Here is a 14,665-nt window from a genome sequence, read left to right on the forward strand (position 1 = left end):
AGGAACAAGATCAGCACGCACTCCGGACACCCTGCCGACCAAGATCGTCGAGCACAAGACCCGCAGCGCAACTCATTCTGAAACGATCAGTTAGTGACATCCACGACCGGGATATCGACCCAGGAATCGGTCTCACCGCGCCGGTACTGATAAGTCACACCAGTGTACGTGGTCTTGCCGGTCGAGGTGAGGCTGACTCGGCGAGCGGCACTGTCACCATCACCCGGGGTGAGCAGACCAGCACCGTCACCGACGCCGAAGGCGTAGGCGGTGGCGGAGGTGGAGATATTGCCGCCGGAGTCGATGGTCTTGGCGTACAGCTTGTGCCAGTCCTCACCCGGGCTGATCGAGATGGTCAGCGGGTCACCGCCGTTGCCGTCGACGGTGTCGTACACCGACTTCGGCGTGCTGGAGTCGTCCAAACCCCACAAGTAGCCCTGGCCGTCGGACGAGGACGTGTCCAGGGTGCAGGTCGCGCCACTGTCCGCCTTCGCCGTCCAGGTCTGCTCGGTGTACGGGTCGCACGAGATCGTCGGCGCGTTCGGCTTGGCGACGTTCGGCACGAAGTAGATGTACGACGACCAGGCCCCGTAGTCCGTGCCGTCATAGCCGCGCACCCGCATGCGCAGGTGTGCCGCGGCCAGCTGGCTCGCGGACGGGATGGTCAGCGTCGCGGTGCTGCCGGAGGCCACCGAGGACGAGGTGCCGGTGTAGGAGTACGACGTCTCGCCGGAGTACGAGGGGTCGTTGGTGATCTCGAACTGCGCCTTGACCGTGGAGCTGTCCGCGTCCGTTACCTTCGCCGACAACGTCGGGGTGTAGGTGGTCACGTACCGCTTGCCGCTGTACGCGTTCACGCTGCTCGGCGAGATCGCCAGCGAGCTGGTCGTGGCGTACGAGTTGTAGGTCACCACCAGCTTCGGGGCGTACCCGGAGGTGGTGTAGTTCGCCGACCGGAAACGCCGCCAGGTGGTGGAGTCGCTCTCGCTGTCGGCGCGGATCTGGAGGCCGTAGTTGGTCGAGCCGTCCGCCCATGCCTGCACGATCGTCTGCAGGTTCCAGTTCGACCAGTTCGCCGCGCAGCCGGTGTAACCCCAGTGGCCGGTGTTGGAGGCCATGCCCGTGGTCGTGGTCGACGGCTGCGCGCCCCAGGTGATCGATGACGAGGACCACGTGGAGGTGATCCGCTTCGCCACCGTGGCCGCCCCGGAGGTGGAGCAGGTCGCCGAGTAGTAGTTGTACAGCGACATCGTCGCCGCGGTGATGTGCTTGCCGGTGAACTTCGACACGTCGAACTTCAGGTACGAACGGGCCGTGTCCGTACCGCCGTCGTACGTACCCGACTTCAGTTCCTGCGAGGAGATCTGAGAGTCCGGGTAGTCCGGGTTCTGCACCCAGGTGTCGGTGGTGACCGCCAGGGTGGTGGTCGGGTCGACCGTCACCGGGTAGGTCGCGGTGGCCAGGAAGTCCTTGTCCGGGGTCAGGACCAGAGTCTGGGAGCCGTCGTCCGCGGTCTCGACCTTCGTCGCCACCTGCTCCTGGTGGGCGGACTCGCCGGACGCCTCTCCTTGCTCGCGTCCCACATCATCGGGGCCGGCGCCTCGGCCACCAGGTCTCCGTCGCTGTTCTTCAGCAGCAGGTGCCCGGAGTCGGCCTGGGACAGCTTCAGCCCGTCCAGGTTCAGCGGAAACCGATAGGAGACCGCGTCACCGTCGGGCTGCTGAGTGAGCTTGACGTTCTCCGAGAAACCCTGCGCCAGCGCCGTGACAGACAGGGTCTGGCCACTGCCCAGGCCGTAGGAGGCGGTGCTGTCCTTGACGGTCGGGGTCGGGAGCTTGTCCTCCCAACCGAGCCCGAAGGACTCCTTGTCCTTGGTCACCGACGCCAGCTGTGTGTCACCGCCGTCGGAGACGGTGACGTCGGCCGCCGCCGCGGCCGGCGTGAGGTCGGAGCCGGTGTCGGAGAGCGACGTGTCGATGTCCTTCCACACGCCGTCCTGCTTCACCCGGACCGGACCCGCGTACGCCTCCGTCTCCAACTCACCGCTGGGCAGCGCATACGTCGTCGAATCCGTCGTCCGAGCGGACAACACCTCGATCTTGCGGTCCTGCAGACGCGCCATCAGCACCGCCGACGCCTCGTCCTGCGCCTCCGCAGGACCCGACGCTTTGGTGGTATCCGACTGGACGGACTCCACTGTTGCGCCGGATGCCGGCGTGGCGAACGCGACACCGGTGTCTTGCGACACCAGCGCGGCCTCCGCTGCGAACAGCATCACCACGCCGATGGCGATCTGTCGTAGCCGTCGCGCCTGGCGCGACCCGCCCCTTCTCCATCTGTCATGGGCCACAGGTCTGTGACGCACGATCAGCTCCCTCCCTGACACTCCGCAACGCGGAGCCAACAGAAACGAACTGATCTTCACTGAAGGTTCGCAGTACACCCATAGGGGTCGCAGGAGATGCCCAAATCAAACCCTTGAAAACACCAAGGAATTCCAAAGTGCTTCCGATGGGTAGTCAGGTATAAACTTCCCGATTGGGGGCTTTTGCTCCCCTAGGTCTGCATGTGGCGGATGCCGCGAGGCCGCAAACAGGTTCCCTCGACCGATTCAAGATTTTCCCAAGACGTGAAAGAAGACGTGGATCAATCGGTAAGAATTTCGCAAGAGTCCTGACGGGTCGCCTCCCCGCCCCCTCCCTGACGTCACGAGCAACTTCAAAGTGACACGGCTCAGTGAGACTGGTTCAGGGCACGAGTCAGTTCCCTGTTGGCACCCCGAGCCGCGTCAAGTTCCTCCGCCCTTTCCTCCAGCTCTCCGCGCGTCACCGCGAGTTCCTGTTCCAGCATGGCGATGCGTCGCTGCAGTTGGTCGACGTCCGGTGCGGCCCCGAGTCCGGACTCGCGCCATGCCTGCTCACCGAGCTGCTCGGACAGGCGCTTCTCCAACTGCCGCACTCGTGCGGCCAGACGAGTGTTCCGCTCCAGTGCGTTGGCCAGGTCGGCCTGCAGGGAGGCTCGGCTGACGACAGCAAACCGTCCCTCCTCGACGGGCGTGTTGGCAGCGGCGTGAATGCGTTCGAGCAGGTCACGGTGCCGGTAGAGGAAACTGCGATCGACGCGGGCGGCGCGAGCGAGGCCGGAAACGGTGATGTCATCTCCGGTTCGCAGGGCCGTGTCCAGGGCCTTGATGACGCGCTCCCGGCGCCGTACGGAGTCGGCTCGCTTGCCTTCGATCATGCTGGAGGTCATACGGTCCTCTCGGGACGTAGATCGGGCAGGGGCTGTCTCACCTTCGGCATGCCGAGCGGGACAACGCCCGCCCGCGTTCTGCGGACGACGGTGACGGCCTGCTGGATCTGGGCCCGGTCCTCGTCGGTGAGATCGTTGAGTTCCCCGCGAACGCGCTTGACCAGTCGGCGCACCCGGCTGATCTCGTCGTCCGAGGGCATGGCCTCGCCCTTAGCCCAGTCGTCGGCCTCGGTGAAGGCGGCCAGCCGCTCGCGGTTGCGCAGGAGATCCGCCAGGTAGGCTTCCAGATCGGGCAGGTAGGACACGTCGGTGCGGAAATGGCTGCAGCCGACGCACCGGAACCGGACGGGGCAGTCCTGGCCACCGGCAGCGACGTTGGAGGGTTCGGTGCAGGTACCGTAGGGGACCTGGGTCTCGCCGACCACCCGGCGGGCGTGCTCGGAGTCGAGGACGGCCTTGGCCCGGCGCCAGACGCGGTTGCCGTGCCGGTCGAACTGCATCGCCGTGACACGCTCGACCGCTTCCCGCTGACGCTTCTCGCCGACCCGGTAGTAACGCTGCGTAGTGGCGAGTTGGCGATGATCCATCAAAGCCCTGAGAGCGTCGACAGGGACGCCGGCATCGGCGTGACGTTGAGCGTAGGTGTGACGGTAGGCGTAGGCAAAGATCTTCGCCTTGTCGAAGGGCAGCATCTTCGTGACGCGCTCGCCGGCGACCGCGACGACGGTGGGGAGAAGGAAGTCGGGCAGGGAGTCGACCCACCCTCGGTGGCGGTCCCCGAGCCAGCTGGCGGTCAGCGACTTCGTGCCGTGCGGGTTCGCGACCGGCGAGGGCAGGAGCGCGAGGTCTTTGTCCGGGGTGTGGGGGAAGCGGGCCCGCACTCGCTGCCGCTGTTCGATGATGAGGGCCGCGGTGGCCTTGGCGATCGGGAGCCGTCGGCCGTTCCGGAGTGCCTTGCGGTTGTCGTAGATCAGGACGGGCTCGCCGTCGCCATCGCGTTCGAGGCAGTCGAAGGGCAGCTTGCAGATCTCATCCGGTCTCCGGCCGGTGTCCATCAGCAGCTCGACCGCGGTGCGGGCCTGCAGGTCGCCCTTGCCCAAGACGTCAAGGTGATCGCAGAGTTGCCGCATCACCTCGGGCGGCAGGTCACGGCCGGCCTCGGTGTCCTCGGGATCGTCCGGGATGTCCTCGGGCCGGAACGTGAACTGTTCGGACAGGCCGTGCAGCGAGTGGCCAGGCTGGGTCAGCCCAAGGCTCCGCATCCGCAGCAGCATGCGCCGCAGGTGCCGGACATCGACGACGTGACGCGTGGCGGCGACCTCTCCCTTCTGTACCAGGTAGCGCATCCGGTTGAGGATGGCCACAATGTCGTCGCGGCCCAAAAGCCGCGGATCCGTGCCCTGGTCCGGCCGGTTCAGCCGGAGGCTCTCCGAGAGCCTGACGATGCAGTTGATCTGCGTCTGCATCGCTCCGCGGGGATTGGTGCCTCTGTGGCGGGGAGCGTCGTCGACCGCCCAGTCCTGGGCGGCTCTGCGCAGCCAGGGCTGGCTGATCTTCTCGAAGTGGAGGTAGCCGGTCATGCCGAACGCGGCGCCGTCCCAGGTGTCCTTGTGCCGCTCGGTCTCCGGCGACATGCGCAGTCGGACGACGTGCTTGAGGAACCCCTTCGCCAGCGCGGCGTTCATCTTGCCCAGGTCACAGGTGTCGAGTTCGGTCAGCGAGCCGACCTGCCGGGTTCGGACGAGGTCGCAGAACGGCCGGACGTGGTGGTCCTTGTGCCGGATGCCGGCGGCGACACGTTGCTGCAGTCCGTAGAGGATCTCGGTCACGACCCGGTCGGGCAGGCCGAGCAGGCTGACCACGCCGGCTTGGGCGATGGCCGGGGTCGTCAGCCGCCAGGTCTCCTCATCGAGGGTGCTGCCCTTGCTGATCTCCAGCAGACGGCGCTGATAGTGGGCCATGCAGTACCGGCGGCTGTGTCCATCGCGAGATCGCGGACACGCAGCGACCTCACAAGGGCCGAAGCCGGGCAAGGGCTTGACGCCAGGGTGGTGAACGAACTCCTCCACCGACAGGCCGAGCGACTTCTGCTGGCCCAGATGGGTGCTGCACAGCCCGGCGCGTGACGTCTTCGACGGGCGCCCGCACTCCGGAACCCCGCAGTTGCTGATCCCGATCGAGCGCCAGTGCCGTTTGACGGTGGCCACGAACTCCTCGAAGCTCTGCCCGCTGCCCTTCAGGCGCTTCGCGCAGCCCACGCACAGCCCATGGTCCGCGGTGTGGAAGACGACCTTGTCACAGCCCGACACCAGGCACTCCGGCCCGCCGAGCAAAGGATGATCACGAGGGAAGACCAGCTGCCGGGCCTCGCCGTCCCAGCTCATGAGCCGCTGGAACTCTGCGGTCACTGCACCCATGAGAGCGACGGTGACATCGGCCAGCTCTGCCGGCAGGTTCTCGACCAGGGCGATCCTCACCGAACGTCCTCCTTGGCGGCCACACGCGGAAGAGGAACCCGCTCAACGGCCTCGCGAAGCCGCGAAGGCTTGGGATGCAGGTAGGGCCGCGGCGATTCCGCACTCTTCTGCCCGAGCAGGGCCTGCACCTCGTCCAACTGCCCGCCGGCATCAGCGACGTTGCTGGCCATCGCATGACGGCACATCCGCGGACCGATCGTGCGGCCCAGCCCGGCCCGCCGGGACAAAGACTCACACAGGTCACCGATCGCATCCGGTGTCATCGGCGCCCCGTAGGGCGGCCGGAACAGGTTGACCAGCAGAAAGTCGCTGCCGTCCGCGCCCAGACGCTCGTGGCGTTCCAGCGCGTACTGGTCGAATGCCTGGACCACAAGGAAGTCCACTGGCATCGCCCAGGACTTCCTCGACTTCGACCAGGCGCGGTTCTCGTTCTCACGCCGGATGACGTGCACGTGGGCGCCCTCAACGTCGCAGCCCAGCGAGCGTGAGTCCATCAGCAGATGCGGATCGCAGCGGCGCAGCCCCGCGACCTGTCCCGGGCGCAGGCCGACCCGCGACAGCAAAACGAGGATCAGCCTGTCGCGGGCGGAGCGGCACTGCAGGAACATCGCAACGATCTCCTCGTCACCGGCCCGGTCGATGGCGCTCTCGGGCTCCTGGAGCCGGTGACGGGCCCGCATCCGGTACCGCATGACGCCGCTCTCACCACGAGCCTCCCGGGGCAGGTCTCGGTCGTCGCCGAGCTCGTAGATCTGTTCCAAGATGCTGGCCGGCGCAGCCTTGTTCACCACGGCGTGCACCAGGAACATGCGGACGGCAGTCAGCACCTTGTTGATCCGGCGCTCGCCCCGGACCGGCTTCGTACCCGGCCCGGGCACCACCACCCGCCGCTGACCGCCGTTTCCCGGGGTCCACTTCAGCCAGAGCATGAACAGCCCCATGTCGCGAGCGGCAGTCCGCCACTCCCGCCCGGTGGTCGCGCACCACACCAGGAACAGCACGATGGCCTCGGCATACGCCTTCGTCGTCGTCTCCGCCCGCCCCCGGGCCAACCTCAACTCCCGCAGGAAGCCGTCGGCTTCCTCCACCGCCCCCAACTCGTCATCCAACACAGTCCAGTACCGGACGCCCGACGGCAGCTGTACAGGAAATGCACGCACTGGTACCCCTACTCCACGACTCGACCGCAACGATCCACCGCAGAGCCACACCCCCTGAGAACCGTCACGACCTCCCCAACGAGAGGAACCGGTACGACGTCACACCACAGCCGGGGAACCCCCAGAGAACACCCGGCTCGCCGACAGGATCCTCGTCATGGACCAAGGGCGAATCATCGAGCAGGGCCGATACGAGGAACTCGCCGCAGCCGGCGGCCTGTTCGCCGAGCTGGTCTCCCTGGCCCAGGACCGCTGACACCACAGGATCGAGACGAACATGACCGAGGCGAACATGACCGAGGCGAACATGACCGAGGCGAACATGACCGACGCGAACATGACCGAGACGCACATGACCGACACCTGGCAGACGATCACTCGCCTCGCCACCCGCCTGGAGAACCACTCCACCCTTCCGCGCGAACAGCGCATCCTCGTTCAACTGCTCAAGATCCAGGAGGAGGCCGGAGAAGTCGCCGAGGCCGTCATCGGCGCCCTGGGACAGAACCCCCGTAAGGGCCACTCGCACACATGGGAGGACGTCGAGGCCGAGGTCTGTGACGTCATCGTCTCCGCCATGGTCGCGCTGACCCGTATGAACCCCGAAGCCGCGACCGTGTTCGCACGGCACATGGAGCGCATCGCCGCACGAGACCTGGGCGGGGCCGCGGAGCGCACCCCTGAGCGTGTATCCGTGCGCGGGGACGTTCGACAGGTGATGCCGGCCAGGTGATCATCACGGCCACGGCCACGGCCACAGCCACGGCCAGCCAGGGTCATGGCCACGGCCAGGGGTCATGGCGAGGGGTCATGGTCATGACCACGGCCACTGGGGTGGTCCGCGGTGGCTGCGGCAGGACCGGGCGGCGCGGGGTCCGGGCACCTGAGCCGATGACGCGTTAAATCACGCCAGAGATCCCGAAGAGCCCGGCGCAGCGCGCTGACGACGGGGACTGCCGAGCCACGCCCACCTCGCCTGAAGGAGATCGCAATGAGTGGCATTCCGGGCCTGCCGACACCGGCGGGCCCCTATCTGGGCGACGGGCTGCTGCCTGCCGACTTCTACGCTTTCGAGGAACTGCTGTCGGACACGGAGCGGAAGAAGATCGAGACCCTCCGTGAGTTCCTCCGCACGGAGGTCGATCCGGTCGTCGACGACTACTGGTCCCGCGCCGAGTTCCCGTTCCAGCTGATCGAGCGCTTCGGGCGGCTCGGCCTTCTGGAGTGGGCCGACCCGAACTCCTCGCAGACGAGGCCGAGCAACCTTCTCGCGGGCTTCATGGCACTGGAGTTCGGGCACGCCGACGCCTCCATGGCGACGTTCTACGGCGTGCACGCGGGTCTGGCGATGGGCACCATCATGGCCTGCGGTTCCGAGGAGCAGAAGCAGCGCTGGTTGCCGGCGATGAGCCGCTTCGAGAAGATCGGCGCCTTCGGTCTGACCGAGCCGCACGGTGGCTCCGACGTGGCCGGCGGCATGGCGACGACCGCGCGCCGGGACGGCGACGGATGGATCCTCAACGGCGCCAAGCGGTGGATCGGCAACGCGACCTTCGCCGACCTGGTCGTCATCTGGGCCCGTGACGTCGAGACCAAGCACGTGCTGGGCTTCGTCGTGGAGAAGGACACCCCCGGCTTCACCGCGACGAAGATCGAGCACAAGATGGCGCTGCGCATCGTGCAGAACGCCGACATCGTGCTCGAGGACTGCCGCGTCCCGGAGGCCGACCGGCTGGCGAACGCCAACTCGTTCAAGGACACCGCGAACATCCTGCGCCAGACGCGCAGCGGGGTGGCCTGGCAGGCGGTCGGCGTGATGTTCGGCGCCTACGAGATCGCCCTCGCGTACGCGAAGGAGCGCGAGCAGTTCGGGCGCCCGATCGGCGGCTTCCAGCTCGTCCAGGACCTGCTGGTGAAGATGCTCGGCAACGCCACGGCGTCGTGCGGCATGGTGACCCGCCTGGCCCAGTTGCAGGACGCCGGGATCTACCGGGACGAGCAGTCCGCGCTGGCCAAGGCCTACGCCACCGTCCGGATGCGCGAGAACGTCGGCTGGGCCCGTGAACTGCTGGCCGGCAACGGCATCGTCCTCGACTACAAGGTCGGCCGCTTCGTCGCCGACGCGGAGGCCCTCTACTCGTACGAGGGGACGCGGGAGATGCAGACCCTCATCGTCGGACGAGCCGTGACCGGCGGCCTGAGCGCGTTCGTGAGGTGACGGCCATGACCACCGAATCCGTCTTCACCGGACTGAAGGTCCTCGACGCCTCGACCTTCATCGCCGGACCGGCCGCGGCCGCCATCCTCTCCGACTTCGGAGCGGACGTCATCAAGGTCGAGCCCCCGGGCGCGGGCGACCCCCAGCGGCGGCTCGGCTCCGTTCCGCCCAGTCCGCAGGCAGAGGCCAACTACAGCTGGCATCTCGCCAACCGCAACAAGCGCGGCATGGTCGTGGACCTGAAGAAACCGGAGTCCGTCGAGGTCCTCAAGCGGCTCGTGGAGTGGGCCGACGTGGTGATCACCAACTTCCCGCACGGCACACGCGAGAAGCTGCACCTGGGCTACGAAGAGGTCTCGGGCTGGAACCCGAAGGTCGTCTACGCCGACATCACCGGCTTCGGAGACGCAGGCGCCGACGCCAGGCAGCCAGGCTTCGACCTGACCGCCTACTGGTCGCGCAGCGGCCTGCTGGCCTCCACCCGCGACGCGGGCGCCCCGCCGACCGTTCCGATCTGGGGCAGCGGCGACTACGGGTCGGCCATCGCGATCTACGCCGCGATCGTGACCGCGCTGTACCACCGCGAACTGACGGGACAGGGCGCCGATGTCGGGACGTCGCTGCTTGCCGTCGGCACGTGGGCCACGGGAACGCTCGTGGCCGGCGCGCTCGCCCACGGCACGCCGTTCGAACTGCACGACCGCAAGGCCCCGGCCAACCCCCTGTCGAACCCCTACCAGTGCGCGGACGGCGAGTGGTTCATGCTCGCGGCGTCGGTCCCGCAACTGCGGGGACTGGCGCGGGCCGTCGGACACCACGATCTGATCGAGGATCCCCGGTTCGCGGACCTCGCGAGCTTCGTCAAGAACTCCGCCGTACTGGCCGAGATCCTCGACACCGATTTCCGTTCGCGGCCATTCGCCCACTGGAAGGACGTCCTGACCCGGGAACGCGTCACCTTCAGCCTGATCCAGACGCCGGAAGAGGCCGCGCGGGACCCGCAGTTGCGCGCGAACGACATCGTCGTACCGATCGAGGGAGTGACCGGGCTGGAGTACACCGTCAACAGCCCGGTCACCCTCCGCGGCATCCCGAAGGTACCGGCGAAGCGGGGACCCGACCTGGGGGAGCACAACGACGAGATCCTCGCCGGGCTGGGATTCGGCCCCGCGGAGATCTCCGAACTGCGCGCCCGGGGAGCGATTCCGGACGACGGGAAGGAAGCGGCGGTGTCCTGACCGGCACGGGGCCCGGTGCGGGGCCCGGTGCGGGGCTCGGCATGGGGCTCCGCATTGGGTTCGACACGGGGCTCGGCGCGGGGCCCGGCGCGGGGCCCGGTGCGGCGGCTCGCTCCGCCCTCAGGGGCGGGGGCGGGCGGAGGCGCCGGGGCGGGTGTAGGCCTGCCGCGGAGTGAGCGTGTCGTGCTCCCCGTGCCCCCCGTGCTCGCCGGTGCAGACGACCACCGTCTCGACGACGTCGCCGCAGTCACGGTGGCGGACCTCCAGGGGCGGGCCCTCCGGGTCCGCGGTGTACCGGTCGCCCCACTGCTTGAGGGCGATCATCGCGGGCCACAGGTCCCAGCCCTTGGGGGTCAGCCGGTACTCGTTGCGGGTACGGCTGCCCGGTTCCCGGTACGGGACGGTCTCCAGGATCCCCGCGGCGACCAGCTTGCGCAGCCGGTCCGCCAGCACCGCCTCGGACACCCCCATGTGGTGGCGGAAGTCCTCGAAACGGCGCACTCCGTTCATCGCGTCCCGCAGCACCAGCAGCGACCACTTCTCACCGACGACGTCGAGTGTCCGCCGCACCGTGCAGTTCTCGGTACTGGTCTCCAGCCAGGTCATACGGCCATCCTAGGCTGGCTTCGCCATTGACAGCCAGAGCTGGGCACGGCTAGCTTCGAACGAAGAAGCCAGAAGTCCGGAGGGAGCGCCGATGTCGAGGTCACGCACATACGAGTGGGGGGACCCCCGCGTCTCGGCAGCGGCGGTCGGCCGGACGAGCGGTCTGGAGTTCCTCCGGGACGTACAGGCCGGGCGCCTGCCGGAGCCGCCCATCGCCGCGACCCTCGGATTCACCCTCGACGAGGTCGAGTCGGGCCGCGCGGTCTTCGCGATCGAACCGGGGGAGGAGCACTACAACCCCATCGGCAGCGTCCACGGCGGCGTCTACGCCACCATGCTCGACTCCGCCGCCGGCTGCGCCGTGCAGTCCGTCCTCCCGGCCGGCATGGGCTACACCTCGCTCGACCTGACCGTGAAGTTCCTGCGCCCGATCACCGTCGACACCGGCAAGGTCCGCGCCGTCGGCACCGTCCTCAGCCAGGGCCGCCGCACCGCCCTCGCCCAGGCCGAGCTGCTCGACTCGACCGACCGCCTGCTCGCCCACGCCACGAGCAGCTGCATGATCTTCCCCATCCCCGCCTGATCGCCTGAACCTGCGCACCTCGTGAGCTTCCCCGGTGAGGAGCACTTCGCCGCCTGCCGTGCCGATCCCCGACGCGCCTCGGCCGCACCGCTGTTGGGAAGATCCGCAGCGGCGATCGAACTCTTCGCGGTGTGTGACGTGCCGTAGCATCCGGCGTTGTGTCCATACAGACCCCCTGGGGAGCGCCGTACGGCGGACCCCGACCCCCGGAGCCGAACATCCCGTCGAAGGACGTGCGGCCCAGGCGTCTCTGGTACCTGGTGGCCGCTCTGGTGGGACTCGTGCTGATCGGTGCCGGAACGGCGTTGATCGTGACGACGGTCAAGAGCGCGGTCGGCTCGATCGACACCGCGCATGCGTTCCGCGGCGGCGACACGAAGACGTTCGGCTTCGTCCGGGGGGAGACCAAGGCGATCTACGTCTCCCAGTCGGGGAACGGGCAGGTCGACTGCCAGGTCCGGGGGACGGGTTGGTCCGGGTCGATGACGCGGCCGACCAGTACTTTCCATGTCGCCGTCGGGTCCCGCAGTTGGGAGCGTGTCTTCGAGGTGAAGCCCGGCAGCAGCGGCGAGTTCACGCTCACCTGCACCTCGGAGCAGCCGGCCGAGTTCGCGCTCGGGGACAGGCCCGAGGTGGGAGCGACCATCGGGGGCATCGCCGCCGCGATCGGCTGCTTCATCGCCGCGTTCGTGTCGGCCGCCACCATCGTCGTCGTCACGGCCGTCCGGCGCAGCCGCCACCGCCGGCGGCTCGCCGCCCCGTCGGCCCCTCCGCCGCCGTGGGGCCCACCACCGTTCGGCCCCGCGCCGGTACCTCCGCCCGGCCCCATGGCGTAGCGGTCGACGCCGGCCGAGGTGTTCGGCTGCCGGAACATGAGCGGAGCCGAGGTCGGGGCAGGGCCAGGGTCAGGGCAGGGTGAGGATGCGGGGGCCGTCCTCGGTGATGGCGATGGTGTGTTCGATGTGGGCGGCCCGGCTGCCGTCGGTCGTGCGCAGGGTCCATCCGTCGGGGTCGGTGCGGTAGTCGTTGTGGCCGCCGGCCATGAACATGGGCTCGATGGCGAGCGTGAGCCCGTGGCGCAGGGGGAAACCGCGGCCGGGGCGTCCCCAGTTGGGGACGTGGGGGTCTTCGTGCATCTGGCGGCCGATGCCGTGGCCGCCGAAGTCGGTCGGCATGCCGCAGCCGGCCTTGCGGGCGACCGTGCTGATGGCGTGGGCGATGTCGCCGAGCCGATGGCCGACCGTGGCGGCGGCGATGCCGGCGTCCAGAGCCTGCTGGGTGGCGGCGATGAGTTCGAGGTCGGCGGGCCGGGGAGTGCCGACGGTGAAGCTGATCGCGGCGTCGCCGGTCCAGCCGTCGAGTTTCGCTCCGCAGTCGATGCTGACCAGGTCGCCGTCGCGCAGCCGGTGGTCGCCGGGGATGCCGTGCACGACGGCGTCGTTCACGGAGGCGCAGATCACGGCGGGGAAGGGGGTCGGGGCGAAGGAGGGCCGGTAGCCCAGGAAGGGTGAATGTGCTCCGGCCTCGGTGAGCACGGTGCGGGCTGCCTCGTCGAGGTCGCGCAGACGCACTCCCACGGACGCCGCCGCGCGGGCCGCCGCGAGAGCGTTGGCCACGACGCGTCCGGCTTCTCGCATCGCCTCCAGTGCCGTGTCGGACTTGATCTCCACCATGTGTCGTGACTCCTTGCCATGCGATGCTGCCCAATACTTATACCGGTATTAGTATCACGGGCATGGTGAGAGTTCCTTTGAGTCCGCAAGAGCGGCAACGCGGAGAGCGCTTCGGGATCCTGCTCCGCCAGGCCCGCGGTGACCGCAGCATGGTCGACGTGGCGGCGGCTGCCGGGGTGTCCGCCGAGACGCTCCGCAAGATCGAGACCGGCCGGGCCCCGACCCCGGCCTTCTTCACCGTGGCAGCCCTGGCCCATGCCCTGGACCTGTCCCTGGACGATCTCGCCGCCGCCTGCGCGGAATCCGCCGAAGGCGGCGAGGAGGCCATGTCGGCGTGACCGTGCGCGGCACCGGCCGTCACGCGCCGACCGGTTCCGAGTGAGCGGTCGGCCGCGGTGGTTCGGTGCCCGTGAAGGCGCTGACGTCCACCGGCGTGGGTGGTGATCGAAACCGCTCGTGGCATGAGCAAGCGCTCAGTAGCATGGTGCGCATCCGTCCGCCGCGGCAGGGAGAGGCAGTCAGTCATGCCGGTTTCGGAAGCAGAGGCCTTCTACGAGCGGGAGGCGCACGACCGCTTCCTGCCCACCGCCTACACCCGAGGGCCCTGGGACGCCGACTCGCAGCACGCCGGTCCGCCGGCCGCGCTTCTCGCCCTGGCCGTCGAGCAACGACCGGGCGGACGGCCGGACTTGAGGATCGTCCGGCTCACGTACGAGATCCTGCGCCCCGTCCCGCTGCTGCCGCTGCGCGTGCGGACGCGCGTGCTGCGTGCCGGGCGGAAGGTCGAACTCGTGGAGGCCTCCCTGGCGCCCGACGGCGGCCAGGAGGTGATGCGGGCGACGGCACTGCTGATGAAGGCCGCGCCGGGCTCGGTGCCCGAAGTGCCGCCGGAACGGCAGGTGCCCGGCCCCGGCCCCGGATCCGTGCCGCCGAAGGCGTTCTTCCCCGTCCCCTGGGACCAGGGCTACCACACCGCCATGGACGTGAGCTTCGCCGCCGGCTCGTTCCTGGAGACCGGCCCGGCCACGGCGTGGATGCGGATGCGGGTCCCGCTCGTCGCGCACGAGGAGATCACGCCGCTCAGCCGGGTGCTGACGGCAGCCGACTCGGGCAACGGCGTGAGCGCCTCGCTGGATTTCCGCCGCTACGTCTTCATCAACGCCGACCTCACCGTGAGCCTGCACCGCTTCCCCGAGGGCGAGTGGGTCTGCCTGGACGCCCGGACGACGGTGGACGGGGCGGGCATCGGCCTCGCCGAATCCGCCCTGCACGACGAGAAGGGCCCGCTCGGCCGCGGTACCCAGAGCCTGTACGTCGCCGAGCGCGGCTGAGGGGTGCGTGGCCCGTCGAAGTGCGAGTGCGGCTGAGGGGTGCGTGGCCCGTCGAGGTGCGAGCGCGGCTCAGGGGCGCACGGCCCGTCGATGTGGCGGGGAAGCGGCTCGTGCTCGCCGTGCGGAA

Annotated in this window: 14 protein-coding genes; 7 read left to right on the plus strand and 7 right to left on the minus strand. The window is 68.8% G+C overall.

The annotated features are described in order from the left end of the window. Window positions 1–86: 86 nt before the first annotated feature. The 5 genes from ACGFYV_RS33025 to ACGFYV_RS33045 form a co-directional block, all read right to left on the minus strand. Entirely contained in the window at window positions 87–1,532 is a 1,446-nt protein-coding gene (locus ACGFYV_RS33025) for a DNRLRE domain-containing protein (protein WP_393882203.1), read from the minus strand. Continuing rightward, entirely contained in the window at window positions 1,481–2,278 is a 798-nt protein-coding gene (locus ACGFYV_RS33030; protein WP_393882204.1) for a hypothetical protein, read from the minus strand. The genes ACGFYV_RS33025 and ACGFYV_RS33030 overlap by 52 nt, the downstream gene beginning before the upstream one ends. A gap of 455 nt (window positions 2,279–2,733) precedes the next feature. Continuing rightward, window positions 2,734–3,240 (minus strand): DUF6262 family protein, encoded by a 507-nt coding sequence (locus tag ACGFYV_RS33035; protein WP_393882205.1) that lies wholly within the window; start codon window positions 3,238–3,240, stop codon window positions 2,734–2,736. Between the two features lie 8 nt (window positions 3,241–3,248). Continuing rightward, window positions 3,249–5,729: a tyrosine-type recombinase/integrase gene (locus ACGFYV_RS33040; protein ID WP_393882206.1), complete on the minus strand. Its 2,481-nt coding sequence runs from the start codon at window positions 5,727–5,729 to the stop codon at window positions 3,249–3,251. Further along, window positions 5,726–6,841, minus strand: a complete 1,116-nt coding sequence (locus tag ACGFYV_RS33045; RefSeq protein WP_393882207.1) for a tyrosine-type recombinase/integrase — start codon at window positions 6,839–6,841, stop codon at window positions 5,726–5,728. Before ACGFYV_RS33045 ends, ACGFYV_RS33040 begins: the two co-directional genes overlap by 4 nt. A 325-nt stretch (window positions 6,842–7,166) precedes the next feature. On the opposite strand from ACGFYV_RS33045, the gene ACGFYV_RS33050 reads away from it, so the two are divergent. The 3 genes from ACGFYV_RS33050 to ACGFYV_RS33060 all read left to right on the plus strand — a co-directional run bounded on the left by ACGFYV_RS33050 (window position 7,167) and on the right by ACGFYV_RS33060 (window position 10,345). After that, entirely contained in the window at window positions 7,167–7,622 is a 456-nt protein-coding gene (locus ACGFYV_RS33050; protein WP_393882208.1) for a pentapeptide repeat-containing protein, read from the plus strand. A gap of 258 nt (window positions 7,623–7,880) precedes the next feature. Beyond that, window positions 7,881–9,107: an acyl-CoA dehydrogenase family protein gene (locus ACGFYV_RS33055; protein ID WP_393882209.1), complete on the plus strand. Its 1,227-nt coding sequence runs from the start codon at window positions 7,881–7,883 to the stop codon at window positions 9,105–9,107. A gap of 5 nt (window positions 9,108–9,112) precedes the next feature. Continuing rightward, window positions 9,113–10,345: a CaiB/BaiF CoA transferase family protein gene (locus ACGFYV_RS33060; RefSeq protein WP_393882210.1), complete on the plus strand. Its 1,233-nt coding sequence runs from the start codon at window positions 9,113–9,115 to the stop codon at window positions 10,343–10,345. Between the two features lie 120 nt (window positions 10,346–10,465). Here the strand turns inward: ACGFYV_RS33060 and ACGFYV_RS33065 are convergent, their stop codons facing one another. Further along, complete coding sequence (locus ACGFYV_RS33065) at window positions 10,466–10,951, minus strand: winged helix-turn-helix transcriptional regulator (protein ID WP_393882211.1); 486 nt, start codon at window positions 10,949–10,951, stop codon at window positions 10,466–10,468. Window positions 10,952–11,042: 91 nt separating this feature from the next. On the opposite strand from ACGFYV_RS33065, the gene ACGFYV_RS33070 reads away from it, so the two are divergent. Beyond that, window positions 11,043–11,534, plus strand: coding sequence for a PaaI family thioesterase (locus tag ACGFYV_RS33070; protein ID WP_393882212.1), 492 nt, complete (start codon window positions 11,043–11,045; stop codon window positions 11,532–11,534). 158 nt (window positions 11,535–11,692) lie between these two features. Beyond that, window positions 11,693–12,370, plus strand: coding sequence for a serine/arginine repetitive matrix protein 2 (locus ACGFYV_RS33075; RefSeq protein ID WP_393882213.1), 678 nt, complete (start codon window positions 11,693–11,695; stop codon window positions 12,368–12,370). A 69-nt stretch (window positions 12,371–12,439) separates the two neighbouring features. On the opposite strand, the gene map is transcribed toward ACGFYV_RS33075, so the two are convergent. Beyond that, the gene (gene map / locus ACGFYV_RS33080; protein ID WP_393882214.1) at window positions 12,440–13,207 is read right to left on the minus strand and encodes a type I methionyl aminopeptidase; all 768 of its coding nucleotides are present in this window, start codon (window positions 13,205–13,207) and stop codon (window positions 12,440–12,442) included. A 62-nt stretch (window positions 13,208–13,269) separates the two neighbouring features. Here map and ACGFYV_RS33085 point away from each other — a divergent pair, with 62 nt between their 5' ends. Beyond that, entirely contained in the window at window positions 13,270–13,545 is a 276-nt protein-coding gene (locus ACGFYV_RS33085; RefSeq protein ID WP_393882215.1) for a helix-turn-helix domain-containing protein, read from the plus strand. 186 nt (window positions 13,546–13,731) lie between these two features. After that, entirely contained in the window at window positions 13,732–14,538 is an 807-nt protein-coding gene (locus tag ACGFYV_RS33090; protein WP_393882216.1) for a thioesterase family protein, read from the plus strand. Window positions 14,539–14,665: the final 127 nt, after the last annotated feature.

It is taken from the genome of Streptomyces sp. NPDC048297 (genome assembly GCF_043201585.1).
Lineage (GTDB): Bacteria > Actinomycetota > Actinomycetes > Streptomycetales > Streptomycetaceae > Streptomyces.

Coding starts and splice junctions, on each gene's coding strand:
- ACGFYV_RS33035 (WP_393882205.1), bottom strand. CDS start 3,240: ATGATCGAAGGCAAGCGAGCCGACTCCGTACGGCGCCGGGAGCGCGTC.
- ACGFYV_RS33050 (WP_393882208.1), top strand. CDS start 7,167: ATGACCGAGGCGAACATGACCGAGGCGAACATGACCGAGGCGAACATG.
- ACGFYV_RS33055 (WP_393882209.1), top strand. CDS start 7,881: ATGAGTGGCATTCCGGGCCTGCCGACACCGGCGGGCCCCTATCTGGGC.
- ACGFYV_RS33060 (WP_393882210.1), top strand. CDS start 9,113: ATGACCACCGAATCCGTCTTCACCGGACTGAAGGTCCTCGACGCCTCG.
- ACGFYV_RS33065 (WP_393882211.1), bottom strand. CDS start 10,951: ATGACCTGGCTGGAGACCAGTACCGAGAACTGCACGGTGCGGCGGACA.
- ACGFYV_RS33070 (WP_393882212.1), top strand. CDS start 11,043: ATGTCGAGGTCACGCACATACGAGTGGGGGGACCCCCGCGTCTCGGCA.
- map (WP_393882214.1), bottom strand. CDS start 13,207: ATGGTGGAGATCAAGTCCGACACGGCACTGGAGGCGATGCGAGAAGCC.
- ACGFYV_RS33085 (WP_393882215.1), top strand. CDS start 13,270: ATGGTGAGAGTTCCTTTGAGTCCGCAAGAGCGGCAACGCGGAGAGCGC.
- ACGFYV_RS33090 (WP_393882216.1), top strand. CDS start 13,732: ATGCCGGTTTCGGAAGCAGAGGCCTTCTACGAGCGGGAGGCGCACGAC.